We start from the raw sequence: 25,095 nt of genomic DNA, 5'->3' as shown, positions 1-25,095 counted from the left end.
GGTCGGAGGCGGTCGGGGACATCCCATACAACTCGCCGGCGTCTGAAACCGGCGTACCAACGAGGAGATCGGTTCGTGACGATCCGCGTAGGCATCAACGGCTTCGGCCGCATCGGGCGCAACTACTTCCGGGCGCTGCTTGAGCAGGGTGCGGACATCGAGATCGTGGCTGTCAACGACCTGGGTGACACCGCGACTACGGCGCACCTCCTGAAGTACGACACCATCCTGGGCCGTCTCAAGGCCGAGGTGTCGCACACCGAGGACACCATCACGGTCGACAACCACACCATCAAGGTGCTGTCCGAGCGCAACCCCGCCGACATCCCGTGGGGCAAGCTCGGCGTCGACATCGTGATCGAGTCGACCGGCATCTTCACCAAGAAGGCCGACGCCGAGAAGCACATCGCCGGTGGCGCGAAGAAGGTCCTCATCTCGGCTCCGGCCAAGGACGAGGACATCACCATCGTGATGGGCGTCAACCAGGACAAGTACGACGCGGCCAACCACCACGTCATCTCGAACGCGTCCTGCACCACCAACTGTGTGGCGCCGATGGCGAAGGTTCTCGACGAGAACTTCGGCATCGTCAAGGGCCTCATGACGACGGTCCACGCGTACACCAACGACCAGCGCATCCTGGACTTCCCGCACTCGGACCTGCGTCGCGCCCGCGCCGCCGCCGAGAACATCATTCCGACCACGACCGGCGCCGCCAAGGCGACCGCTCTGGTCCTTCCGCAGCTCAAGGGCAAGCTCGACGGCATCGCGATGCGCGTCCCGGTCCCGACCGGCTCGGCCACCGACCTCGTCGTCGACCTCCAGCGCGAGGTCACCAAGGACGAGGTCAACGCCGCGTTCAAGAAGGCCGCCGACGACGGCGCCCTCAAGGGCATCCTCTACTACACCGAGGACCCGATCGTCTCGTCGGACATCGTGAGCGACCCGGCCTCCTGCACCTTCGACTCCTCCCTGACCATGGTCCAGGAGGGCAAGACGGTGAAGATCCTCGGCTGGTACGACAACGAGTGGGGCTACTCCAACCGCCTCGTCGACCTCACGGTCTTCGTCGGCGGCCAGCTCTGATCACCAGAGCAGGCACCTCGATGTGAGCACAGGGTCCGGACCACGCATACTGCGTGGTCCGGGCCTTGTTGTTGTTGCACGTCAGCCCTTTTAAGGAGTCCTGGAGTCCAGCCATGAAGACGATCGACGAACTTCTCGCCGAAGGGGTCGAAGGCAAGCGGGTCTTCGTCCGCGCCGACCTCAATGTGCCGCTCGCCGACGGCACCATCACCGACGACGGCCGCATCCGCGCCGTCCTGCCGACCGTCACCAAGCTCGCCGAAGCCGGCGCCAAGGTGATCGTCGCCTCGCACCTCGGCCGCCCCAAGGGCGCACCGGACCCGGCGTTCTCGCTGCTTCCCGCCGCCGAGCGCCTCGGTGAACTCCTCGGCAAGCCCGTGGCGTTCGCCGAGGACACCGTCGGCCCCGCCGCGCACGACGCGGTCGACGGCCTCGAGTCCGGCCAGGTCGCCGTCATCGAGAACCTCCGCTTCAACGCGGGCGAGACGTCCAAGGACGACACCGAGCGCGGCGAGTTCGCCGACAAGCTCGCCGCCCTCGCGGACGTCTACGTAGGCGACGGATTCGGCGCGGTGCACCGCAAGCACGCCTCCGTGTACGACCTCCCGGCACGCCTGCCGCACTACGCGGGCTACCTCATCGCCACCGAGGTCGGCGTCCTGAAGCAGCTCACCGAGGACGTCAAGCGTCCGTACGTCGTCGCGCTCGGCGGCGCCAAGGTCTCCGACAAGCTGGCCGTCATCGACCAGCTGCTCGGCAAGGCCGACCGTCTCCTGATCGGCGGCGGCATGGCCTACACCTTCCTCAAGGCGCAGGGCCACGAGGTCGGCATCTCCCTCCTCCAGGAGGACCAGGTCCCGACCGTCAAGGAGTACATCAAGCGCGCGAAGGAGAGCGGCGTCGAGCTGGTCCTCCCCGTCGACGTGCTGGTCTCCACCGACTTCCCCGACCTGAAGACCAAGGCCCCTGCCAACCCCACCACGGTCGCCGCGGACGCCATCCCGGCCGACCAGGAGGGTCTGGACATCGGACCCGAGACCCGTAAGCTCTACGCCTCGAAGCTCGCCGACGCGGCCACCGTCTTCTGGAACGGCCCGATGGGCGTCTTCGAGCACCCGGACTACGCCGAGGGCACCAAGGCGGTCGCCCAGGCCCTCCTCGACTCCCCGGCGTTCACGGTCGTCGGCGGTGGCGACTCCGCCGCGGCCGTCCGGACCCTGGGCTTCGACGAGAACGCATTCGGCCACATTTCCACCGGCGGCGGCGCCTCCCTCGAATACCTCGAGGGCAAGACGCTCCCCGGCCTCGCGGCACTGGAGAACTGACACCTGATGACTACGCGTACCCCGCTGATGGCGGGCAACTGGAAGATGAACCTCAACCACCTTGAGGCCATCGCCCACGTCCAGAAGCTCGCCTTCGCCCTCGCCGACAAGGACTACGAGGCCGTCGAGGTCGCCGTCCTGCCCCCCTTCACCGACCTGCGCTCGGTGCAGACCCTGGTCGACGGCGACAAGCTCAAGATCAAGTACGGCGCCCAGGACATCTCGGCGCACGACACCGGTGCCTACACCGGCGAGATCTCGGGCCCGATGCTCTCCAAGCTGAAGTGCACCTTCGTGGCCGTCGGCCACTCCGAGCGCCGCCAGTACCACGACGAGACCGACGAGATCTGCAACGCGAAGGTGAAGGCCGCCTACAAGCACGGCCTGACCCCGATCCTCTGCATCGGCGAGGGCCTCGACATCCGCGAGGCCGGCCAGCAGATCCAGTACACCCTCGCCCAGCTCGACGGCGGTCTGAAGGACCTCCCCGCCGAGCAGGCCGAGACCATCGTCATCGCGTACGAGCCGGTGTGGGCGATCGGCACCGGCAAGGTCGCGACCCCCGAGGACGCCCAGGAGGTGTGCGGCGCGATCCGCGGCCGCCTCGCCGAGCTGTACTCGCAGGAGCTCGCCGACAAGGTGCGCATCCAGTACGGCGGCTCCGTGAAGTCCGGCAACGTCGCCGCGATCATGGCGCAGCCCGACGTCGACGGCGCCCTGGTGGGCGGCGCGGCGCTGGACTCGGAAGAGTTCGTCAAGATCGTCCGGTTCCGCGACCAGTGAGTATGCGGTAGCGCCGATACGTCGTACCCTTGCGGGGGCCGGACGGCTTCTCATCAAGAGGCATTCGGCCCCCGTCGTCGATACAGAGCCGATTCAGATCCGAGGAAGTTGGTCCAGCCGTGGTTATGGGGTTCTCGATCGCCCTGATCGTCTTCAGTGGGCTGATGATGCTCCTTGTGCTGATGCACAAGGGCAAGGGCGGCGGCCTTTCCGACATGTTCGGTGGCGGCATGCAGTCGTCCGTCGGCGGCTCGTCGGTCGCCGAGCGCAACCTCGACCGCATCACTGTCGTGGTCGGTCTTCTCTGGTTCGCGTGCATTGTCGTGCTCGGCCTGTTGATGAAGGTGAACAACTGACCGCGAAAGCGGCTTGATTGCTACCTTGCGAAAGCTTCACTCAAAGCCCCATGTACGGTGCGCGCCGCACGGCGCGGATTATCATGGGGCTTGCGTGTCGGGGTGAGGGTGTAACTCCGAACACTGGACGCGCGTTGGGCCTTACGTAGACTGAGGCGCCCGCAGCAGCACCATCACGCAGGGGAGTTACGACCGTGGCAAGTGGCAACGCGATCCGAGGAAGTCGGGTCGGGGCGGGGCCGATGGGCGAGGCCGAGCGCGGTGAGTCCGCGCCGCGACTGCGCATCTCCTTCTGGTGCTCCAACGGACACGAGACGGTGCCCAGCTTCGCCAGCGACGCGCAGGTCCCCGATACCTGGGACTGCCCCCGCTGCGGCTTCCCCGCAGGTCAGGACCGGGACAACCCGCCGGACCCGCCCCGCACCGAGCCGTACAAAACGCACTTGGCGTATGTGCGTGAGCGGCGCAGCGACGCGGACGGCGAGGCGATTCTCGCGGAGGCGCTGGCAAAACTGCGGGGCGAGATCTAGAGCGTGAGAAGGGCCGGACATCGTTGATGTCCGGCCGCTGTGTTTTTCATGCGGCGTTTACTGGCACGTGTGCGGACAGACGGCTTCAGAGATCTCATATCGGGCCCTGATCAATTAGGTTGGAACGTGCAGCGGGGCAAGGTACGTACACAGGTACGAGAGAAGGCTGAAGTCCGAGATGAACGCAGAAAGCCGCGCCAGGCTCAACCAGACGCCCGAATGGGCGGCGATCGGCAAGCACCGGGAGCAGCTGGGGGAGGTGCAGCTGCGTGATCTTTTCGCCAAGGATCCGGCGCGCGGCACGGCGTACACGCTCCAGGTCGGCGACCTGCACGTCGACTACTCCAAGCACCTCGTCACGGACGAGACGCTGACGCTCCTGCGCGAGCTTGCCGCGGCCACCGATGTCTTCGGCCTGCGGGACGCCATGTTCCGCGGCGAGAAGATCAACACCACCGAGGACCGCGCCGTCCTGCACACGGCGCTGCGTGCCCCGCGGGACGCGGTGATCGACGTCGACGGTGAGAACGTGGTGCCGGCCGTGCACGCCGTGCTCGACAAGATGGCCGCCTTCGCGGACAAGGTCCGCTCCGGCGAGTGGACCGGCCACACCGGCAAGCGCATCAAGAGCATCGTGAACGTCGGCATCGGCGGCTCGGACCTCGGCCCCGCCATGGCGTACGAGGCGCTGCGCTCCTTCACCGACCGCGACCTCACGGTGCGCTTCGTCTCGAACGTCGACGGCGCCGACCTGCACGAGGCCGTGCGGGACCTGGACCCGGCCGAGACGCTGTTCATCATCGCCTCGAAGACGTTCACCACCATCGAGACGATCACGAACGCGACCTCCGCGCGCGACTGGCTCCTGACCGGCCTGCGCGCCGACCAGAGCGCCGTCGCCAAGCACTTCGTGGCCCTGTCGACGAACGGCGGGAAGGTCTCCGACTTCGGCATCGACACGGCCAACATGTTCGAGTTCTGGGACTGGGTCGGCGGCCGCTACTCGTTCGACTCGGCGATCGGACTCTCGCTGATGATCGCGGTCGGTCCGGACGCCTTCCGCGAGATGCTGGCCGGCTTCCACCTCGTCGACGAGCACTTCCGTAACGAGCCCGCCGAGTCCAACGTGCCGCTGCTCCTTGGCCTGTTGGGCATCTGGTACGGCAACTTCCACGACGCCCAGTCGCACGCGGTCCTGCCGTACTCGCACTACCTCTCCAAGTTCACCGCCTATCTCCAGCAGCTGGACATGGAGTCCAACGGCAAGTCCGTCGGCCGTGACGGCGAGCCGGTCGACTGGCAGACGGGCCCGGTCGTCTGGGGCACGCCGGGCACCAACGGCCAGCACGCGTACTACCAACTCATCCACCAGGGCACGAAGTTGATCCCGGCCGACTTCATCGGCTTCGCCGAGCCCGTCGCCGATCTGCTGTCCGGCCTGGTCGCCCAGCACGACCTCCTGATGGCCAACTTCTTCGCGCAGACGCAGGCGTTGGCCTTCGGCAAGACGCCCGACGAGGTGCGGGCCGAGGGCGTGCCCGAGGAACTCGTGCCGCACAAGACGTTCAAGGGCAACCACCCGACGACGACGATCCTCGCCAAGGAGCTGACGCCGTCGGTTCTCGGTCAGCTCATCGCCCTGTACGAACACAAGGTGTTCGTACAGGGCGCGGTGTGGAACATCGACTCGTTCGACCAGTGGGGCGTCGAGCTCGGGAAGGTCCTCGCCAAGCGCATCGAGCCCGCCCTGACCGAGGGCGCGGACGTACCGGACCTCGACGGGTCCACGACAGCGCTGGTTGCCAAGTACCGGGACCTGCGCGGGCGTTGAGCCACTGAAACAGTACGGCCCGGTCCACCAGGAAAGTGGACCGGGCCGTACTGCTGTGCGTGAACCTCAGGGAGAAGCCGGCGGATACAGATCGCGCGGCAGCTGCGAGGCCGCCGCGGCGTCGAGCAGCCACAGCGTCCGCGACCTGCCGTACGCGCCCGCGGCGGGCGCCTGTACCTCGCCCGCGCCCGACAGGGCGATCGCCGCGGCGTTCGCCTTGTCCTCGCCGGCCGCGAGCAGCCACACCTCACGGGCCGAGCGGATCGCCTGCAGCGTGAACGTGATGCGGACGGGCGGCGGTTTGGGTGCGCCGTGCACGCCGACCACCGTCCGCTCCGTCTCGCGGACCGCGGGCAACTCCGGGAAGAGCGAGGCGACATGGGTGTCCGGGCCGACGCCGAGCATCAGCACGTCGAACGTCGGCACCGGACCGTGGTCCTCGGGCCCCGCGGCCGCGGTGAGCTCGGCGGCGTACATCCCGGCCGCCGCGTCCACCTCGTACGCGCCGTCCGACGCGGGCATCGGATGCACCCGGGCCGGATTGAGCGGCACCGAGTCGAGCAGTGCCTCCTTGGCCTGGGTGTAGTTGCGCTCCGGGTCGCCGTCCGGCAGGAAGCGCTCGTCGCCCCACCACAGGTCCAGGCGCGACCAGTCGATCGCGTCCTTCGCCGGGGACGAACTCAGCGCCGCGAGCAGGCCGTTGCCGTTGCGGCCGCCGGTGAGGACCACCGACGCGAAGCCGCGGGCGGCCTGCGCGTCGACGATCTTCGTGATGAGGCGGGCCGCCGCGGCCTGCGCCATCAGCTCCTTGTCGCGGTGCACGACCAGCTGCGGGGCCGCGCTCACTTCGTCGCCGCCTTGTTGGCCGGGGCCTTCTTCGCCGGGGTGGCCTTCTTCGCGGGGGCGGTCTTCTTCGCCGCCTCCGCTGGCTCCTCCACCGCGGGAACCGCGGTTTCCGCCGCGTACTCGCCCAGGCGTTCCACGCCGTACTTCAGCGCGGACGCGTAGGTGTCGTCCGGGTCGAGACGGCGCAGCTCCTCGGCGATCAGCTCGGCCGTCTCGCGGCGCTTGAGCGCCACCGCGCGGTCGGGCTGCCCCTGGACGGAGAGCGTGGCCAGCGAGCCGTCGGCCCGGCCGAGCACGATGGGACCGCAGTCGGTGTCCATGCGTACGCCGGTGAGGCCGGGCCCCGCGGACAGCGAGCGCTTCACGGGGACGTGGAGGCGGTCCGCGAGCCACATGGCGAGCAGCTCGCAGCTCGGGTTGAACTCCTCGCCCTCCACCTCGACCGAGGTCACCTTGCAGGCGATCTGGTCGAGAGCCGCCGCGAGCATCGAGCGCCACGGGGTGATCCGGGTCCAGGCCAGGTCCGTGCTGCCGGGGTGGTAGGACTCGGCGCGGGCGGTCAGCTCGCGGATCGGGTCCTCGGCCGCGTACGAGTCCGTGACACGGCGCTGAGCCAGGGCGCCGAGCGGATCGTTGGCAGCGTCGGCCGGGGCGTTCACCGGCCACCACACGACCACGGGGGCGTCGGGCAGGAGCAGCGGCAGGACGACCGACTGGGCGTGGTCGAGGACCTCGCCGTAAAGGCGCAGGATCACCGTCTCGCCGGTGCCCGCGTCCGCGCCGACCCGCACCTCGGCGTCGAGGCGCGACGTCGTGCGGTCGCGGGGCGAGCGCGCGGCGCGCTTGATGACGACCAGGGTGCGCGAGGGGTGCTCGCGGGACGCTTCGTTGGCGGCCTTCAGCGAGTCGTAGGCGTTCTCCTCGTCGGTGACGATGACGAGGGTGAGCACCATGCCGACGGCCGGGGTGCCGATGGCTCGGCGGCCCTTCACGAGCGCCTTGTTGATCTTGCTGGACGTGGTGTCCGTAAGGTCGATCTTCATGGGCGACGCCAGCTCCGTCCGTCTCGTGCGAGCATTTCGTCCGCCTCGGACGGGCCCCAGGTCCCGGACGAATACTGCGCGGGCTTGCCGTGCTTGTCCCAGTACTCCTCGATCGGGTCGAGGATGTTCCAGGACAGCTCGACCTCCTCCGTGCGCGGGAAGAGGTTGGCGTCGCCGAGCAGGACGTCCAGGATCAGGCGCTCGTACGCCTCCGGGCTGGACTCGGTGAAGGACTCGCCGTACGCGAAGTCCATCGACACGTCGCGGATCTCCATCGAGGTGCCGGGCACCTTCGAGCCGAACCGGACCGTGATGCCCTCGTCGGGCTGTACGCGGATGACGATCGCGTTCTGGCCCAGCTCCTCCGTCGCCGTGTGGTCGAAGGGGGAGTGGGGCGCGCGCTGGAAGACGACCGCGATCTCGGTGACGCGGCGGCCCAGACGCTTGCCCGTACGCAGATAGAAGGGGACGCCCGCCCAGCGGCGGTTGTCCACCTCCAGCTTGACGGCCGCGTAGGTGTCGGTCTTCGACTTGGGGTCGATGCCCTCTTCCTGGAGGTAGCCGACGGCCTTCTCGCCGCCCTGCCACCCCGCGGCGTACTGTCCGCGGACCGTGCTCTCGCCGAGGTCCTTGGGCAGCCGCACGGCGCCGAGGACCTTCGCCTTCTCGGCGACCAGCGCGTTCGCGTCGAAGGAGGCGGGCTCCTCCATCGCGGTCAGCGCCATCAGCTGGAGCAGGTGGTTCTGGATGACGTCACGGGCGGCGCCGATGCCGTCGTAGTAGCCGGCACGGCCGCCGATGCCGATGTCCTCGGCCATCGTGATCTGGATGTGGTCCACGTACGACCGGTTCCAGATCGGCTCGAACATCTGGTTGGCGAAGCGGAGCGCCAGGATGTTCTGGACGGTCTCCTTGCCGAGGTAGTGGTCGATCCGGAACACCTGGTCCGGGGCGAACACCTCGTGCACGATCGAGTTGAGCTCCTTGGCGGACGCCAGGTCGTGCCCGAAGGGCTTCTCGATGACCGCGCGGCGCCAGGAGCCCTCGGGCGCGTCCGCGAGCTCGTGCTTCTTGAGCTGCTGGACGACCTGCGGGAAGAACTTCGGGGGCACGGAGAGGTAGAAGGCGAAGTTGCCGCCCGTCCCCTGCGCCTTGTCGAGGTCCTGGATGGTGGCCTTGAGCTGCTCGAAGGCGTCGTCGTCGTCGAAGTTGCCCTGGACGAAGCGCATCCCCTGGATGAGCTGCTGCCAGACCTCCTCGCGGAACGGCGTACGCGAGTGCTGCTTGACCGCGTCATGGACGACCTGGGCGAAGTCCTCGTCCTCCCAGTCGCGGCGCGCGAAGCCGATGAGCGAGAAGCCCGGCGGCAGCAGGCCTCGGTTGGCGAGGTCATAGACAGCGGGCATCAGCTTTTTACGGGACAAATCGCCCGTGACGCCAAAGATGACCAGGCCCGACGGCCCCGCGATACGCGGGAGCCGTCGGTCTGCGGCGTCACGCAGCGGATTGCTGCTTGACAAGATGGTCAGCCCTCCGAAGGGGTGAGGCGCTTGAGCTCCGCCTCGGTGGACTTGAGCAGGTCGTTCCAGGACGCCTCGAACTTCTCGACGCCCTCGTCCTCGAGCAGCTGCACCACGTCGTCGTAGCTGATGCCGAGCTTCTCGACGGCCTCGATCTCGCCGCGCGCGGTGTCGTACGTCCCGGCCACGGTGTTGCCCGTGATCTGGCCGTGGTCGGCGGTGGCCTCCAGGGTCGCCTCCGGCATCGTGTTCACCGTGTTCGGCGCGACCAGGTCGTCGACGTACAGGGTGTCCTTGTACGCCGGGTCCTTGACACCGGTCGATGCCCACAGCGGACGCTGCTTGTTGGCCTGCGCCTTGTCGAGCGCGGCCCAGCGGTCGGAGGAGAAGACCTCCTCGTACGCCTCGTACGCGAGGCGGGCGTTGGCCAGCGCGGCCTTGCCCTTGGCGGACTTGGCCTCGTCGGTGCCAAGAGCGTCGAGGCGCTTGTCGATCTCGGTGTCCACGCGGGACACGAAGAAGGACGCCACCGAGTGGATCTTGGAGAGGTCCAGGCCGGCGGCCTTCGCCTTCTCCAGGCCCGCCAGGTACGCGTCCATGACCTCGCGGTAGCGCTCCAGCGAGAAGATCAGCGTCACGTTCACGCTGATGCCCCTGCCGATGACCTCGGTGATCGCGGGCAGGCCCGCCTTCGTCGCCGGGATCTTGATGAGCGTGTTCGGGCGGTCCACCAGCCAGGCGAGCTGCTTGGCCTCGGCGACCGTCGACTTCGTGTTGTGCGCCAGGCGCGGGTCGACCTCGATCGACACACGGCCGTCCTGGCCGCCCGTCGCGTCGAAGACCGGGCGCAGGATGTCGGCGGCGTCACGGACGTCCGCCGTCGTGATCATGCGGATGGCCTCTTCGACGGTGACACCGCGCGAGGCGAGGTCGGAGAGCTGCTGGTCGTAACCATCGCCCTGCGAGATCGCCTTCTGGAAGATCGACGGGTTCGTGGTGACACCCACCACGTGGCTCTGGTCGATCAGTTCGGCGAGGTTGCCGGACGTGATCCGCTTGCGCGACAGGTCGTCCAGCCAGATCGCGACGCCTTCGTCGGAGAGGCGCTTGAGTGCGTCTGTCATGGGGATTACATCTCCTACTTGGTCGTATGTCGGCGTCAGCGCTGAGCGGCGTCGATCGATTCCCGGGCTGCGGCGGCCACGGCGTCTCCGGTGAACCCGAACTCACGGAACAGCACCTTGCCGTCCGCGGAAGCACCGAAGTGCTCCAGCGAAACGATGCGCCCGGCGTCACCCACGAAGCGGTGCCAGGTCAGGCCGATGCCCGCCTCGACCGCCACGCGCGCCTTGACGGACGGCGGAAGGACGCTGTCGCGGTACCCCTGGTCCTGCGCCTCGAACCACTCGACGCACGGCATCGAGACGACGCGCGTGGGAACGCCCGCGGCCTGCAGCTGCTCGCGCGCCTCGACGGCGAGCTGCACCTCGGAGCCGGTGCCGATGAGGACGACCTCGGGGGCGCCGCCGTCGGCCTCGAAGAGGACGTAGCCGCCCTTGACGGCGCCCTCGGTGACCTCGCGGTCGTACGTCGGCACGCCCTGACGGGTCAGTGCGAGGCCGTGCGGGGCCCCCTTGCCGAACTCCTTGGTGTAGCGCTGGAGGATCTCGCGCCACACGATCGCGGTCTCGTTCGCGTCCGCGGGGCGGACCACGTTCAGGCCCGGGATGGCACGCAGCGAGGCCAGGTGCTCGACCGGCTGGTGCGTCGGGCCGTCCTCGCCCAGACCGACGGAGTCGTGCGTCCACACGTACGTCACCGGAAGGTGCATCAGCGCGGACAGACGCACGGCGTTGCGCATGTAGTCGGAGAACACCAGGAAGGTGCCGCCGAAGATGCGGGTGTTGCCGTGCAGCGCGATGCCGTTCATCTCCGCGGCCATGGAGTGCTCGCGGATGCCGAAGTGGATCGTGCGGCCGTACGGGTTCGCCCCCGGCAGCGGGTTGCCCGCGGGGAGGAACGACGACGTCTTGTCGATCGTCGTGTTGTTCGAGCCCGCGAGGTCGGCGGAGCCGCCCCACAGCTCGGGGATCACCGCGCCGAGCGCCTGGAGGACCTTGCCGGACGCGGCACGCGTCGCGACGCCCTTGCCGGTCTCGAAGACCGGGAGCTTCTCCTCCCAGCCCTGCGGGAGCTCGCCCGCGGCGACGCGGTCGAACTCGGTGGCGCGCTCGGGGGAAGCGGTGCGCCAGGCGGCGAAGCCCTTCTCCCACTCGGCCTTGGCATCGCGGCCGCGGTCGAGGGCGGCACGGGTGTGCGCGAGGACCTCGTCGGCGACCTCGAAGTTCTGCTCCGGGTCGAAGCCGAGGACGCGCTTGGTGGCCGCGACCTCTTCGTCGCCGAGCGCCGAGCCGTGCGCGGCCTCGGTGTTCTGCGCGTTCGGCGCGGGCCAGGCGATGATCGAGCGCATCGCGATGAAGGAGGGGCGCTCCGTCTCCGCCTTCGCGGCGAGGATCGCCTTGTAGAGGGCGGCCGGGTCGAGGTCGCCGTTCTCCTTGGGCTCCACGCGCTGGACGTGCCAGCCGTAGGCCTCGTACCGCTTCATGGTGTCTTCGGAGACCGCGGTCTCCGTGTCGCCCTCGATGGAGATGTGGTTGTCGTCCCACAGCAGTACGAGGTTGCCGAGCTTCTGGTGCCCGGCCAGCGACGACGCCTCGCCGGAGATGCCCTCCTGGAGACAGCCGTCACCGGCGATCGCGAAGATGTGGTGGTCGAACGGCGACTCGCCGGCAGCGGTCTCCGGGTCGAACAGGCCACGCTCGTAACGGGCGGCCATCGCCATGCCCACGGCGTTCGCGACGCCCTGGCCGAGCGGGCCCGTCGTCGTCTCCACGCCCGTGGTGTGCCCGTACTCCGGGTGACCGGGGGTCTTGGAACCCCAGGTGCGGAACGCCTTCAGGTCATCGAGCTCCAGGCCGAAGCCGGCCAGGTAGAGCTGGATGTAGAGGGTCAGGGACGAGTGGCCCGCGGAAAGAACGAACCGGTCGCGCCCGGTCCACTCGGCGTCCGCGGGGTCGTGCCGCATCACCTTCTGGAAGAGGGTGTACGCGGCAGGCGCGAGGCTCATGGCCGTACCCGGATGGCCGTTGCCGACCTTCTGTACGGAGTCCATGGCCAGGACGCGGGCAGTATCGACAGCCCGCTGGTCCAGTTCGGTCCACTCGAGGTCTGTGGTGGTCGGCTTGGTGCTCACCCTGAGTCAGGGCTCCTCTCCACATGTCGTATGCCGGCGATGTAGATCCCACCGGCCGATGTCGAGCCTACCGCTGTAAAGACGTGCATTTTTTCGAGTCATTCCAGAGTGCCGGGGTGTGCCGGTATCCGCCTCCCGAAAGGGATCCACGGTGTTCACCATGTGATCCCCAAGCCGCTCATCTGGACTCTCGAAACGAGTACCGCACCGCTCATCTGAACGGGTGTCGGGCCGTGTTTCGGGCGGCCCAACACGCCGCTCAACACGACCCCACCCCCGCGAAGGGCGAGGTATGGGCAACGTCTACAGTGGCGTGGTACGCGCGAGCCTTTACCGGATCTTCATGTCTGAACGTCCGACGCGGCTTGCTGGGAAGTCTCTGTCAGGGGTGTGCGTGACGGCCGTTGAATCCCGTCCAGCGGGAGCAATTGGGACGAGCTCTGGCCCGAGCCACCGGCCGCTCAGGGCCCGTGTCATGGCGTTCGTGGCGCTGACCAAGCCGCGAATCATCGAACTCCTCCTGATCACCACCGTTCCGGTGATGTTCCTCGCCGAACAGGGGGTGCCCGACCTCTGGCTGGTCTTCGTGACCTGCCTCGGCGGCTATCTGTCGGCGGGCGGCGCCAACGCGCTCAACATGTACATCGACCGTGACATCGACGCCCTCATGGACCGTACGTCCCAGCGGCCCCTGGTCACGGGAATGGTCAGCCCCCGCGAGTGCCTCGTGTTCGGCATCGCGCTCGCCGTCGCCTCCACGCTGCTCTTCGGCCTCGTCGTCAACTGGCTGTCCGCGTGGCTCGCCCTCGGGGCGCTGCTCTTCTACGTGGTCGTCTACACGATGATCCTGAAGCGCCGCACCTCGCAGAACATCGTCTGGGGCGGCATCGCGGGCTGCATGCCGGTCCTCATCGGCTGGTCCTCGGTCACGAACTCCCTGTCGTGGGCGCCGGTCATCCTCTTCCTCGTGATGTTCTTCTGGACGCCGCCGCACTACTGGCCGCTGTCCATGAAGGTCAAGGACGACTACGCGCGCGTGGGCGTGCCGATGCTGCCGGTCGTCGCGTCGAACAAAGTGGTCGCCCGTCAGATCGTTCTCTACAGCTGGGTGATGGTCGCCGTCTCGCTGCTGCTCCAGCCGCTCGGCTACACCGGCTGGTTCTACACCGTGGTCGCCTTCGTGACCGGCGGCTGGTGGCTGTGGGAGGCGCACGGGCTGCAGAACCGCGCCAAGGCCGAGGTCACGGGCGGCAAGCTCAAGGAGATGCGGCTCTTCCACTGGTCGATCACCTATGTCTCGCTGCTCTTCGTGGCGGTCGCGGTGGACCCCTTCCTGCGCTGAGTTCTCCGGCTTCGCCGACGGGCGGGGTGCGTGGTGTTGAACGCCACGTGCCCCGCCCGTCGCCAGTTGATCTACCCGTCGGTAGCATCCTGCTCATGGCAGAGACGCAGCAGGTCGAGGACAGCAAGCAGGCAGCCCGCGCGGACAAGAAGGCGGCAAAGCTGGCCAAGCAGATCGGTGCCTTCGCCCAGGCGCACGGCGGTGCCGAGGGGCAGATCGCGTACATCGGGCACGAGGGCACCCGCATCGTCCTGGTCGGCGGAGACGGCGGCTGGGGCGACCTGGTGGCGCCCACCTACGCGATCGCGCAGAGCGCCGTCGATAAGGCCGGGATCACGGTCCACGAGGACTTCGACGGTGACTTCGCGGCCAAGGTGAAGACCGGCCCGTACGAGTGGTCGCGGATGGCGGGCATTCAGCTCGGCGGCCCGAGCAACGGCTGAGCGCGCCGAGGCCGCGCGGGACAGAAGGGCTGTAAGCAACACCTGACGCCCGGGTCACCCGTTAGGACGGTAGGAGCACGGTCCGCCTACTGGGAGCCCGGATGATCGAAACGCCGTCCCTGGTGGACCAGTACTGCCACGGTGTGCTGCGTACGGAGCTTGGCCTTGGCACCTTCGAGGCCCACCTCGGGCGCGGCGAGGGGCCTCCCGCGCCCGGCACCACCTTCTTCGACACCCAGACGGGCTTCGCCGTACGCCGCTGGTGCCCGCCGCTGCTCGGCCTCGAACCGCACTGTCCGCCCGCCCGCTACCTCGCCCGCCGCCGCGACCTCGGCGTCCTGGAGGCGGGGCGGCGGCTGCTGCGGGGGAGTGGCATCACGACGTATCTCGTGGACACGGGGCTGCCCGGCGATCTGACGGGGCCCGGCGAGATGGCGTCCACCGGCGACGCCGACGCCCATGAGATCGTCCGCCTCGAATTGCTGGCCGAACAAGTGGCCGACACCTCGGGCACCGTCGACTCGTTCCTCGCCAATCTCGCCGAGTCCGTGCACGCGGCCGCCGCGAACGCCGTCGCCTTCACCTCCGTCGCGGGCGTCCGGCGCAGTCTGGCGCTGGCCCCCGAACCACCGGGTCCCGGCGAGGTGCGGGGAGCGGCGGGGCGCTGGCTCGCCGGGCGCCAGGTGGGCGGGGCGCTCCAGGACCCCGTGCTGCTCAGGCATCTGCTGTGGATCGCCGTCGCGTCGGGGCGTCCGCTGCAGCTGCAGGCGGGGTCCGGCGACCCGGAGGGTTACTTCGGCGGTTTCGCGCGGGCGACCGCGGGGCTCGGCACCGACCTGGTCCTGCTGCACGGCTATCCGTACCACCGCAACGCCGCGGACCTCGCGGGCGTCTTCCCGCACGTCTACGCCGATCTGGGTCCCGCCCTGGTGCGCACGGGGGCCCGGGCGGCGGCCGTGCTCGCGGAGATCCTGGAGCTGGCACCCTTCGGCAAGCTGCTGTTCTCCAGCGGCGCGCACGGGCTTCCCGAACTGCACGTGGTGGGCGCGCGGCTGTTCGGGGAGGCGCTGGGGCGCGTGCTCGGCGGGTGGGTCGCGGAGGGGGCGTGGTCGCTGCCGGACGCGCAGCGCGTCGCGGGGCTCATCGCGGCGGGCAACGCCCGCCGCGTGTACGGCCTGATCGACGGCTGAGGTCAGACGGCCGAGAGCTGTGAGTCGTCGGCCTGGGCGGGCAGACCCGCGGTGGTGTACGGACGCTCGCGCAGCGAGAGCAGGACACGCATCACGCCGATCCAGACCACGCAGGAGCCGAACATGTGCAGCCCGACCAGGACTTCGGGCAGGTCCGTGAAGTACTGGACGTAGCCGATCGCGCCCTGGGCGAGCAGGATCAGGAACAGGTCCCGGGTGCGGTGCAGCGGGCCCTTGGGCGCGTCGACCGCCTTGAGGACGAACCACAGGGCGAACGTCAGCGTCACCACGATCCAGGCGAACACGGCGTGCAGCTTGCTGACGGTCTCCCAGTCGAAGCCCATCCGCGGCACCTCGCTGGAGTCACCGGCGTGCGGCCCGGAGCCCGTCACGATGGTGCCGGCCGCGATGAGCAGCACGGACGCCGCGACCAGGAACCACACCAGCTGCGCCACGGCCTTCCCGACCAGTGGGCGCACCTCGCCGTCGCCCTCGCGGGTGCGCTGCCACATCGTGACGGCGACCGCGATCAGGGCGGTGGAGAGCAGGAAGTGCGCCGCGACGGTCCACGGGTTCAGACCGACGAGGACCACGATGCCGCCGAGCACGGCGTTGCCCATGACCAGCCAGAACTGGATCCAGCCGAGCCGGGTGAGGCTGCGCCGCATCGGCTTCTGCGAGCGCGCCGTGATGATCGCCCAGCCGACGGCCGCGCACAGCACGTACGTCAGCATGCGGTTGCCGAACTCGACGGCTCCGTGGAAGCCCATCTCGTGAGTGGCCGTCAGGGAGTCGTCCGTGCACTTGGGCCAGGTCGGGCAGCCGAGGCCCGATCCGGTCAGCCGGACGGCGCCGCCGGTGACCACGATGCCCACCGTCATCGCGAGCGAGATGAGGGCGGCGCGCTGGACGGTCCGCTGCTGCGGGGTCCAGCGTTCGGCGATGAAGGCGAGCGGGTTGCGCACGGCGGAGACGGCGTCGGCTCGGGTCACGTTTGGCACGGGCCCATCGTAGGGGGCCGCTTGTGCACGGCTTCACGAGGGGGACGTATCCGGGCCTTCTGTGACGCCGGTTACGCCCCCTGTCACTCCCAGCGGAAGAACCTGCCTGCCGCTCCGAGGCCCAACACCGCCCAGACCACGAGGATCCCGAGGTTCCCCCACGGCATCCCCGCGCCGTCCTGGAGCACATCGCGCAGGCCGTCGGAGAGGGCGGAGATCGGCAGCAGGCCGAGCACGGACTGGGCCGCGTCCGGGAACTTGTCCAGCGGCACGATGACTCCGCCGCCGACGAGAAGGAGCAGGAAGACCAGGTTCGCGGCGGCGAGCGTCGCCTCGGCCTTGAGGGTGCCGGCCATCAGCAGGCCGAGCCCGGAGAAGGCCGCGGTGCCGAGGACCAGGAGGAGGAGTACGGCGAAGGGGTTGCCGTGCGGTGACCAGCCGAGCGCGAAGGCGATCGCCGTCAGGAGCACGATCTGCAGGACCTCGGTGACCAGGACCGACAGGGTCTTCGCCGCCATCAGGGCCCAGCGGGGCAGCGGCGAGGCGCCGAGCCGCTTGAGCACGCCGTAGCGGCGCTCGAAGCCCGTGGCGATGGCCTGGCCGGTGAACGCCGTCGACATCACGGCCAGGGCGAGGATGCCGGGCGCGAGGAAGTCGACGGCCTCCCCCTTGCCCGTGTCGACGATGTCGACGGCGCTGAACAGCACGAGCAGGAGGGTCGGGATCACGACGGTCAGCAGCAGCTGTTCGCCGTTGCGCAGGAGCATCTTCGTCTCGAGCGCCGCCTGCGCGGCGATCATGCGGGCCAGCGGGGCGGCGCCCGGCTTCGGTGTGTACGTACCGGCGGCGCTCATCCGCGCAGCTCCTTGCCTGTGAGCTCCAGGAAGACGTCTTCCAGGGTGTGGCGTTCGACGGCGATCTTCTCCGGCATCACGCCGTGCTGGGCGCACCAGGAGGTGACGGTGGCGAGCAGCTGCGGGTCGATGGTGCCGCTCACGCGGTAGGCGCCGGGGGTGAGTTCGGCCGCTGCCGAGTCCGGTGGGAGTGCCTTGAGGAGGGAGGCGACGTCGAGGCCGGGGCGCCCGGAGAAGCGCAGGGTGTTCTCGGCGCCGCCGCGGCACAGGTCTTCCGGGGTGCCCTCGGCGATGACCTTGCCCGCGTCGATGATCGCGACCTCGTCGGCGAGCTGCTCGGCCTCGTCCATGTGGTGCGTGGTGAGGATGACGCTGACGCCGTCGGTGCGCAGATCGCGTACGAGATCCCAGGTGGCCCGGCGTGCCTGCGGGTCCAGACCCGCGGTCGGCTCGTCCAGGAAGACCAGCTCGGGCCGCCCGACCACGGCCATCGCGAGCGCGAGGCGCTGCTGCTGGCCGCCGGAAAGGCGCCGGTAGGTGGTGCGGCCGCAGCTCTCCAGGCCCAGGCGCTCGATCAGCGCGCCCACCTCCAGCGGGTGCGCGTGCAGCTTCGCCATGTGGCGCAGCATCTCGTCGGCGCGGGCGCCGGAGTAGACGCCGCCGGACTGGAGCATCACGCCGATGCGGGGGCGCAGCGCGCCGGCCTCGCGGACCGGGTCGAGGCCAAGGACGCGGACCGTGCCCGCGTCCGGCCTGCGATAGCCCTCGCAGGTCTCGATCGTGGTGGTCTTCCCTGCGCCGTTCGGTCCGAGGACCGCGGTGACGGTGCCCGCACGGACCCGGAGGTCGAGGCCGTCCACCGCGGTCTTCTTGCCGTACCGCTTGACCAGGCCGGTGACCTGGACGACGGACTCAATTCCCATGGCGGGAAGTCTAGAGAGGGGGAAGAGGGCCGCGGGCAGGGGGCTGTCAGCCCGCCCACTCGGCCCGTGAGCGGTGGGTCTCCAGCCAGCTCTGCGCGTAGGCGACCGCGTCCGCCACCGGGAAGAGCCGGGCCGTCGCCGCGCCCACCGTGCCGCGTACCACGGGGCGGTCCCGCTCGAAGTCCACGCCGAGTTCGTCGAAGCGCTCCTCGGAGATCGAGGCCTCGCGGACCGTCGTCCAGCGGCGTCCCTCCGGCGTCATGACCGCGAAGGAGTTCTCGACCTGGGGAGCCGGGAGCCGGTACTCGGCCAGGTGGAAGGAGGTGCAGGAGTCGAAGCCCGCGCCGAGCAGCAGGACCCGGGCGCCGGTCTCCTCCAGGCGGGCCAGCGGGCTGCGCTCACCGAGGCGGCAGTCGAGCGCGTGCCCCTCCAGGAGCGCTGCCGCTCGGGGGCCGACCGCGGCGAAGGAGGTCTGCGGGTGGGCGCTGCGCAGGGCACCGGGCCAGGTCCGTACGGTCTCGGGGATCACGCCCATGGCGCGCGTGGGGGTGGTGCGCGGGTCGTACGCGGGGATGGAGGCGCGGATCTCGGGCCACCAGGACTCCGGCACGGGAGGGTTCCCCCACTCGGCCGGGTCGGAGTTGTCGCTGGACTGCGTGGGGACGACCAGGGTCCCCTTTTGGCCCAGTACGTCCAGGAGTGCCTGGATGACGGCGACCGGGCCGCCGCTCACCCACCCCAGGGAGCTCATCGAGGAGTGCACGAGGAGGGTCTCGCCAGGGCCCACGCCGAGCTCGCGAAGCTCGGCCTCGAGGGACGCACGGGTACACAAAGGGCCGGTCGGAAGGGGTGTCGACATGGTCAGGGAGTCTCCTCGACCCCTCCTTCGCACGCCACCGATTTGATCGATCGGTGATCATTTCCGCAGGTCAGCTTAGGTATGCCTAAGTGATGCAGCGCACCGCGCCTTGATCCGGACGCGGGTTGTCAGGCTCTGAGGAATTACGCAACAATGGCGTTGTGAAAAACGTTGGCGAGGCTCCGCAGGAGGAACTCGCGACCGGGGAGCGGTCTACGCGCAACCGGGTCGCGCGCTCCATCCTGGACCACGGCCCCTCGACGGTGGCCGACCTCGCCGCACGCCTCGGCCTGACCCAGGCCGCCGTGCGCAGGCACCTCGACACCCTCGCCCACGAGAACGTCGTGGAGCCCCGCGAGCAGCGGATCTACGGAGCGCGCACCCGCGGCCGCCCCGCCAAGGTCTTCGCCCTCACCGACTGCGGTCGGGACGCCTTCGACCAGTCGTACGACAAGCTCGCCGCCGACGCCCTGCGCTGGATCAGCGAACGGCACGGCGAAGGAGCGGTCGTCGAGTTCGCCCGCGAACGGATGGCCGCCCAGGCCGTGGCGTACCGCAAGGCGATCGACGCGGCGCCCCCCGAGCAGCGCACGGAGGCTCTCGCCAAGGCGTTGACCGCCGACGGGTACGCTGCTACGGCTCGCAGCGCGCCGGTAGGCGAGCAGCTGTGCCAGCACCACTGCCCGGTCGCCCATGTCGCCGAGCAGTACCCACAACTTTGCGAGGCGGAGACGGAGATCTTCTCCGCCCTCCTGGGGACGCACGTCCAGCGGCTCGCCACCATCGCCCACGGCGACGGCGTCTGCACGACGTTCATTCCCCGCAACGCCCCACAGACCACCGACAACGCATCCGCAAGCACGGCCGGGAGGAACCCCGCATGACGCTCCCCACGGAGACTGCCCACCCCGAACTCGAGGGTCTGGGCACGTACGAATACGGCTGGGCCGACTCCGACGTGGCCGGGGCCTCCGCCAAGCGCGGCATCAACGAGGACGTCGTCAAGGACATCTCGGCGAAGAAGTCCGAGCCCGAGTGGATGACGAAGCTGCGCCTCAAGGGCCTGCGGCTCTTCGGCAAGAAGCCCATGCCCAACTGGGGCTCGGACCTGTCGGGCATCGACTTCGACAACATCAAGTACTTCGTGCGGTCCACGGAGAAGCAGGCACAGTCCTGGGAGGACCTGCCCGAGGACATCAAGAGCACGTACGACAAGCTCGGCATCCCCGAGGCGGAGAAGCAGCGCCTCGTCGCCGGTGTCGCGGCCCAGTACGAGTCCGAGGTCGTCTACCACCAGATCCGTGAGGACCTGGAGGAGCAGGGCGTCATCTTCATGGACACCGACACGGCGCTGAAGGAGCACCCGGAGCTCTTCAAGGAGTACTTCGGCACGGTCATCCCGGTCGGCGACAACAAGTTCGCGTCGCTGAACACCGCCGTGTGGTCCGGTGGCTCGTTCATCTACGTCCCCAAGGGCGTGCACGTCGAGATCCCGCTCCAGGCCTACTTCCGCATCAACACGGAGAACATGGGCCAGTTCGAGCGCACGCTGATCATCGTCGACGAGGACGCGTACGTTCACTACGTCGAGGGCTGCACGGCGCCGATCTACAAGTCGGACTCCCTGCACTCCGCCGTCGTCGAGATCATCGTCAAGAAGGGCGGCCGCTGCCGCTACACGACGATCCAGAACTGGTCGAACAACGTCTACAACCTGGTCACCAAGCGCGCTGTGGCGTACGAGGGCGCGACCATGGAGTGGATCGACGGCAACATCGGCTCCAAGGTGACGATGAAGTACCCCGCCGTCTACCTCATGGGCGAGCACGCCAAGGGCGAGACGCTGTCCATCGCCTTCGCGGGCGAGGGCCAGCACCAGGACGCCGGTTCCAAGATGGTCCACATGGCGCCCAACACGTCCTCCAACATCGTCTCGAAGTCCGTGGCGCGCGGCGGCGGCCGCACCTCCTACCGCGGTCTCGTCGAGATCGGCGAGGGCGCGGCCGGATCGAAGTCGAACGTGCTGTGTGACGCGCTGCTCGTCGACACGATCTCCCGCTCGGACACCTACCCCTACGTGGACGTCCGCGAGGACGACGTGTCCATGGGCCACGAGGCGACCGTCTCCAAGGTCTCCGACGACCAGCTCTTCTACCTGATGAGCCGCGGTCTGACCGAGTTCGAGGCCATGGCGATGATCGTGCGCGGCTTCGTCGAGCCGATCGCCAAGGAGCTGCCCATGGAGTACGCCCTGGAGCTGAACCGGCTGATCGAGCTGCAGATGGAGGGTTCGGTCGGTTAAGACCGGTCGCGTCCCCCGCAGCGAGCAGACTTCTTACCCAGAGAGAGAGCACGACGACAGCCATGGCTGAGGCTCAGAACATCCCGGTGGGCTCGACCACCGCCGGCTCCATCGCGGTGGCCGCCGAGTCCACCGTCGCCACCCGCATGAGCGCGCCCCCGTCCTTCGACGTGGCGGACTTCCCCGTCCCGCACGGTCGCGAGGAGGAGTGGCGGTTCACGCCGCTGGAGCGCCTTCGCGGGCTGCACGACGGCACCGCGGTCGCCGCCGGCGGCATCCGCGTCGAGGTGAGCGCCCCGGCGGGCGTGACCCAGGAGACCGTCGGCCGTGACGACGCGCGCGTGGGCAAGGCGGGCAAGCCCGTCGACCGCGTGGCGGCGCAGGCCTACAGCTCCTTCGAGAAGGCCTCGGTCGTGACCGTCCCCAAGGAGATGGTCCTGACCGAGCCGATCCGCATCGCGGTGCACGGCGAGGGCGGTACCGCCTTCGCGCACCAGGTGATCGAGCTGGGCGCGTTCGCCGAGGCACTCGTGGTCATCGACCACACCGGCGACGCCGTGCTCGCCGCCAACGTCGACTTCATCGTCGGCGACGGCGCCAAGCTGACCGTGGTCTCGGTCCAGGACTGGGACGAGAAGACCGTCCACGTCGCCCAGCACAACGCGCTGATCGGCCGGGACGCCTCCTTCAAGTCGGTCGTGGTGACCTTCGGTGGCGACGTCGTCCGCCTGCACCCCCGCGTCGAGTACGCGGGCCCTGGCGGCGAGGCCGAGCTCATCGGCCTGTACGTCACCGACGCCGGCCAGCACCAGGAGCACCGCCTGCTGGTCGACCACAACCAGCCGCACTGCAAGTCGAACGTCGTCTACAAGGGCGCGCTCCAGGGCGACGACGCCCACGCGGTGTGGATCGGCGACGTCCTCATCGAGGCCGCCGCCGAGGGCACGGACACGTACGAGTTGAACCGCAACCTGGTTCTGACCGACGGCGCCCGCGTCGACTCCGTGCCGAACCTCGAGATCGAGACCGGCGAGATCGTCGGAGCGGGCCACGCCTCGGCGACCGGCCGCTTCGACGACGAGCAGCTCTTCTACCTGCAGTCGCGCGGTATCCCGGAGGGCGAGGCACGCCGCCTGGTCGTCCGCGGGTTCTTCGCCGAGCTGATCCAGCAGATCGGCCTGCCCGACGTCGAAGAGCGTCTCCTCACCAAGATCGAAGAGGAGCTGGAGGCGTCGGCGGCATGACATTCGTACGCGCCTGTGGCCTGAGCGAGCTGTCGGAGGACACCCCGAAGCGGGTGGAACTCGACGGCACGCCGGTCTCGGTCGTCCACACCGAGGGCGAGGTGTTCGCGATCAACGACATCTGCTCGCACGCGAACGTCTCCCTCTCCGAGGGCGAGGTGGAGGACTGCCAGATCGAGTGCTGGCTGCACGGCTCCGCCTTCGACCTGCGCACCGGCAAGCCGTCCGGCCTTCCCGCGACGCGCCCCGTCCCCGTATACCCCGTAAAGATCGAAGGGGACGATGTGCTCGTCTCCCTCACCCAGGAGTCCTGAGGCACATGGCAACGCTTGAAATCCGCGACCTGCACGTCACCGTCGAGGTCGAGAACGGCACCAAGGAAATCCTCAAGGGTGTCGACCTGACCGTTAAGCAGGGCGAGACCCACGCCATCATGGGCCCGAACGGCTCCGGCAAGTCGACGCTCGCCTACTCCATCGCGGGCCACCCCAAGTACACGATCACGCAGGGCACCGTCACCCTCGACGGCGAGGACGTCCTGGAGATGTCCGTCGACGAGCGCGCCCGCGCCGGCATGTTCCTGGCCATGCAGTACCCGGTCGAGGTCCCCGGCGTCTCGGTCTCCAACTTCCTGCGTACGTCGGCGACGGCGATCCGCGGCGAGGCCCCCAAGCTGCGCACCTGGGTGAAGGAGGTCAAGTCCGCGATGGAGCAGCTCCAGATGGACCCTGCCTTCGCCGAGCGCAACGTGAACGAGGGCTTCTCCGGCGGTGAGAAGAAGCGCCACGAGATCCTCCAGATGGAGCTCCTCAAGCCGAAGATCGCGGTCCTCGACGAGACCGACTCCGGTCTGGACGTCGACGCCCTGCGTCAGGTCGCGGACGGCGTCAACCGCGTCCGTGAGACCGGTGAGGTCGGCACCCTGCTGATCACGCACTACACGCGCATCCTGCGCTACATCAAGCCCGACTTCGTGCACGTCTTCGCGAACGGCCGCATCGCCGAGTCCGGCGGCGCCGAGCTCGCCGACAAGCTCGAGGCCGAGGGCTACGAGGCCTACACGAAGGGTGGCGTATCCGCGTGACAGTGGCCCACCAGGGGCTCTCCGGCCTCCTCGACACCGAGGCGATCCGCAAGGACTTCCCGATCCTGGATCGCACGATCCACGACGGCAAGAAGCTCGTCTACCTGGACAACGCGGCGACGTCCCAGACGCCGCGCCAGGTGCTCGACGTACTCAACGAGTACTACGAGAAGCACAACGCCAACGTCCACCGCGGAGTGCACGTTCTCGCGGAGGAGGCCACGGCGCTGTACGAGGGCGCCCGTGACAAGGTCGCGGCGTTCATCAACGCGCCGAGCCGCGACGAGGTGATCTTCACCAAGAACGCCTCGGAGTCGCTCAACCTCGTGGCCAACATGCTCGGTTGGGCCGACGAGCCCTACCGCGTGGACCACGAGACCGAGATCGTCATCACGGAGATGGAGCACCACTCCAACATCGTGCCGTGGCAGCTGCTCTCGCAGCGCACGGGCGCGAAGCTGAAGTGGTTCGGTCTCACGGACGACGGCCGGCTCGACCTGTCCAACATGAACGAGATCATCACGGAGAAGACGAAGATCGTCTCCTTCGTCCTGGTCTCGAACATCCTGGGCACGCACAACCCCGTCGAGGCGATCGTCCGCCGTGCGCAGGAGGTCGGCGCGCTCGTCCTCATCGACGCCTCGCAGGCCGCCCCGCACATGCCGCTGGACGTGCAGGCGCTGCAGGCCGACTTCGTGGCGTTCACCGGCCACAAGATGTGCGGCCCGACCGGCATCGGCGTGCTGTGGGGACGGCAGGAGCTCCTGGAGGACCTCCCGCCCTTCCTCGGCGGCGGCGAGATGATCGAGACCGTGTCGATGAGCTCGTCGACGTACGCTCCCGCGCCGCACAAGTTCGAGGCGGGCACGCCCCCGGTCTCCCAGGCCGTCGGCCTGGGCGCGGCCGTGGACTACCTGTCCGCGATCGGCATGGACAAGATCGCCGCGCATGAGCAGGCGATCACCGAGTACGCGGTCAAGCGCCTCCTGGAGGTCCCCGACCTGCGGATCATCGGCCCGGCATCGGCCGAGGACCGCGGCGCCGCGATCTCCTTCACGCTCGGCGACATCCACCCGCACGATGTGGGCCAGGTTCTGGACGAGGAAGGCATCGCGGTCCGCGTGGGTCACCACTGCGCCCGCCCGGTCTGCCTCCGTTACGGAATTCCTGCGACCACGCGAGCGTCGTTCTATCTGTACTCCACGCCCGGCGAGATCGACGCGCTCGTCGACGGCCTGGAGCACGTACGGAACTTCTTCGGCTGAGGGGCTGACCGGGAA

24 protein-coding genes are annotated in these 25,095 nt (G+C 68.9%); 15 read left to right on the top strand and 9 right to left on the bottom strand.

Features of this window, described 5'->3' with window-relative positions:
- Window positions 1–75 precede the first annotated feature (75 nt).
- From gap to pgi, 6 genes are all read left to right on the top strand, one after another.
- Complete coding sequence (gene gap / locus ACZ5WE_RS00825) at window positions 76–1,086, top strand: type I glyceraldehyde-3-phosphate dehydrogenase (RefSeq protein ID WP_467690122.1); 1,011 nt, start codon at window positions 76–78, stop codon at window positions 1,084–1,086.
- A 113-nt stretch (window positions 1,087–1,199) separates the two neighbouring features.
- On the top strand, window positions 1,200–2,411 hold the full coding sequence (locus tag ACZ5WE_RS00820; RefSeq protein ID WP_467690124.1) for a phosphoglycerate kinase: 1,212 nt from the start codon (window positions 1,200–1,202) through the stop codon (window positions 2,409–2,411).
- A gap of 6 nt (window positions 2,412–2,417) precedes the next feature.
- Window positions 2,418–3,194 carry a triose-phosphate isomerase gene (gene tpiA, locus ACZ5WE_RS00815; protein WP_467690126.1) on the top strand — a complete coding sequence of 259 codons (777 nt, stop codon included), beginning with the start codon at window positions 2,418–2,420 and terminating at the stop codon, window positions 3,192–3,194.
- Window positions 3,195–3,319: 125 nt separating this feature from the next.
- The gene (gene secG / locus ACZ5WE_RS00810) at window positions 3,320–3,550 is read left to right on the top strand and encodes a preprotein translocase subunit SecG (protein WP_067430519.1); all 231 of its coding nucleotides are present in this window, start codon (window positions 3,320–3,322) and stop codon (window positions 3,548–3,550) included.
- A 194-nt stretch (window positions 3,551–3,744) separates the two neighbouring features.
- Entirely contained in the window at window positions 3,745–4,080 is a 336-nt protein-coding gene (locus tag ACZ5WE_RS00805) for an RNA polymerase-binding protein RbpA (RefSeq protein ID WP_078077905.1), read from the top strand.
- A 178-nt stretch (window positions 4,081–4,258) separates the two neighbouring features.
- Window positions 4,259–5,911, top strand: coding sequence for a glucose-6-phosphate isomerase (pgi, locus tag ACZ5WE_RS00800; protein ID WP_467690128.1), 1,653 nt, complete (start codon window positions 4,259–4,261; stop codon window positions 5,909–5,911).
- A 66-nt stretch (window positions 5,912–5,977) separates the two neighbouring features.
- Here pgi and pgl read toward each other — a convergent pair whose 3' ends face one another.
- The 5 genes from pgl to tkt are packed head-to-tail and all read right to left on the bottom strand — an operon-like array spanning window position 5,978 to window position 12,573.
- Complete coding sequence (gene pgl / locus ACZ5WE_RS00795) at window positions 5,978–6,757, bottom strand: 6-phosphogluconolactonase (RefSeq protein ID WP_467690130.1); 780 nt, start codon at window positions 6,755–6,757, stop codon at window positions 5,978–5,980.
- Window positions 6,754–7,800 carry a glucose-6-phosphate dehydrogenase assembly protein OpcA gene (opcA, locus tag ACZ5WE_RS00790; protein ID WP_467690132.1) on the bottom strand — a complete coding sequence of 349 codons (1,047 nt, stop codon included), beginning with the start codon at window positions 7,798–7,800 and terminating at the stop codon, window positions 6,754–6,756. Before opcA ends, pgl begins: the two co-directional genes overlap by 4 nt.
- Window positions 7,797–9,320: a glucose-6-phosphate dehydrogenase gene (zwf, locus tag ACZ5WE_RS00785; RefSeq protein WP_467690134.1), complete on the bottom strand. Its 1,524-nt coding sequence runs from the start codon at window positions 9,318–9,320 to the stop codon at window positions 7,797–7,799. The genes opcA and zwf overlap by 4 nt, the downstream gene beginning before the upstream one ends.
- 5 nt (window positions 9,321–9,325) lie before the next feature.
- Window positions 9,326–10,444, bottom strand: coding sequence for a transaldolase (tal, locus tag ACZ5WE_RS00780; RefSeq protein ID WP_467690136.1), 1,119 nt, complete (start codon window positions 10,442–10,444; stop codon window positions 9,326–9,328).
- 35 nt (window positions 10,445–10,479) lie between these two features.
- A complete protein-coding gene (tkt, locus tag ACZ5WE_RS00775) occupies window positions 10,480–12,573 on the bottom strand; it encodes a transketolase (protein ID WP_467690137.1) in 2,094 nt (697 codons plus the stop codon).
- A 388-nt stretch (window positions 12,574–12,961) separates the two neighbouring features.
- On the opposite strand from tkt, the gene ACZ5WE_RS00770 reads away from it, so the two are divergent.
- From ACZ5WE_RS00770 to ACZ5WE_RS00760, 3 genes are all read left to right on the top strand, one after another.
- The gene (locus ACZ5WE_RS00770) at window positions 12,962–13,915 is read left to right on the top strand and encodes a heme o synthase (RefSeq protein ID WP_467690374.1); all 954 of its coding nucleotides are present in this window, start codon (window positions 12,962–12,964) and stop codon (window positions 13,913–13,915) included.
- 95 nt (window positions 13,916–14,010) lie between these two features.
- On the top strand, window positions 14,011–14,358 hold the full coding sequence (locus ACZ5WE_RS00765; RefSeq protein ID WP_467690139.1) for a hypothetical protein: 348 nt from the start codon (window positions 14,011–14,013) through the stop codon (window positions 14,356–14,358).
- A 101-nt stretch (window positions 14,359–14,459) separates the two neighbouring features.
- The gene (locus ACZ5WE_RS00760) at window positions 14,460–15,548 is read left to right on the top strand and encodes an amidohydrolase family protein (RefSeq protein ID WP_467690140.1); all 1,089 of its coding nucleotides are present in this window, start codon (window positions 14,460–14,462) and stop codon (window positions 15,546–15,548) included.
- A 2-nt stretch (window positions 15,549–15,550) separates the two neighbouring features.
- On the opposite strand, the gene ACZ5WE_RS00755 is transcribed toward ACZ5WE_RS00760, so the two are convergent.
- From ACZ5WE_RS00755 to ACZ5WE_RS00740, 4 genes are all read right to left on the bottom strand, one after another.
- Window positions 15,551–16,540, bottom strand: a complete 990-nt coding sequence (locus ACZ5WE_RS00755) for a COX15/CtaA family protein (RefSeq protein ID WP_467690375.1) — start codon at window positions 16,538–16,540, stop codon at window positions 15,551–15,553.
- Window positions 16,541–16,632: 92 nt separating this feature from the next.
- Window positions 16,633–17,403 carry an ABC transporter permease gene (locus ACZ5WE_RS00750; protein ID WP_467690142.1) on the bottom strand — a complete coding sequence of 257 codons (771 nt, stop codon included), beginning with the start codon at window positions 17,401–17,403 and terminating at the stop codon, window positions 16,633–16,635.
- A complete protein-coding gene (locus ACZ5WE_RS00745) occupies window positions 17,400–18,326 on the bottom strand; it encodes an ABC transporter ATP-binding protein (RefSeq protein WP_467690144.1) in 927 nt (308 codons plus the stop codon). The genes ACZ5WE_RS00750 and ACZ5WE_RS00745 overlap by 4 nt, the downstream gene beginning before the upstream one ends.
- Before the next feature lie 46 nt (window positions 18,327–18,372).
- Window positions 18,373–19,185, bottom strand: coding sequence for an AAC(3) family N-acetyltransferase (locus ACZ5WE_RS00740; RefSeq protein WP_467690145.1), 813 nt, complete (start codon window positions 19,183–19,185; stop codon window positions 18,373–18,375).
- A 161-nt stretch (window positions 19,186–19,346) separates the two neighbouring features.
- Between ACZ5WE_RS00740 and ACZ5WE_RS00735 the strand changes: the two genes are divergently transcribed.
- The 6 genes from ACZ5WE_RS00735 (at window position 19,347) to ACZ5WE_RS00710 (ending at window position 25,080) form a co-directional block, all read left to right on the top strand.
- Window positions 19,347–20,069: a helix-turn-helix transcriptional regulator gene (locus tag ACZ5WE_RS00735; protein ID WP_467690147.1), complete on the top strand. Its 723-nt coding sequence runs from the start codon at window positions 19,347–19,349 to the stop codon at window positions 20,067–20,069.
- Window positions 20,066–21,487 (top strand): Fe-S cluster assembly protein SufB, encoded by a 1,422-nt coding sequence (gene sufB / locus ACZ5WE_RS00730; RefSeq protein WP_399385939.1) that lies wholly within the window; start codon window positions 20,066–20,068, stop codon window positions 21,485–21,487. Before ACZ5WE_RS00735 ends, sufB begins: the two co-directional genes overlap by 4 nt.
- Before the next feature lie 62 nt (window positions 21,488–21,549).
- Window positions 21,550–22,731: a Fe-S cluster assembly protein SufD gene (gene sufD / locus ACZ5WE_RS00725; RefSeq protein WP_467690149.1), complete on the top strand. Its 1,182-nt coding sequence runs from the start codon at window positions 21,550–21,552 to the stop codon at window positions 22,729–22,731.
- Window positions 22,728–23,045, top strand: coding sequence for a bifunctional 3-phenylpropionate/cinnamic acid dioxygenase ferredoxin subunit (locus ACZ5WE_RS00720; RefSeq protein ID WP_190083272.1), 318 nt, complete (start codon window positions 22,728–22,730; stop codon window positions 23,043–23,045). The genes sufD and ACZ5WE_RS00720 overlap by 4 nt, the downstream gene beginning before the upstream one ends.
- A gap of 5 nt (window positions 23,046–23,050) precedes the next feature.
- Complete coding sequence (gene sufC, locus ACZ5WE_RS00715; RefSeq protein ID WP_467690151.1) at window positions 23,051–23,815, top strand: Fe-S cluster assembly ATPase SufC; 765 nt, start codon at window positions 23,051–23,053, stop codon at window positions 23,813–23,815.
- Window positions 23,812–25,080 carry a cysteine desulfurase gene (locus tag ACZ5WE_RS00710; RefSeq protein ID WP_467690153.1) on the top strand — a complete coding sequence of 423 codons (1,269 nt, stop codon included), beginning with the start codon at window positions 23,812–23,814 and terminating at the stop codon, window positions 25,078–25,080. The genes sufC and ACZ5WE_RS00710 overlap by 4 nt, the downstream gene beginning before the upstream one ends.
- Window positions 25,081–25,095: the final 15 nt, after the last annotated feature.

Source organism: Streptomyces sp. NPDC033180 (genome assembly GCF_055577645.1).
This window is presented reverse-complemented; position numbering and strand designations above follow the sequence as displayed.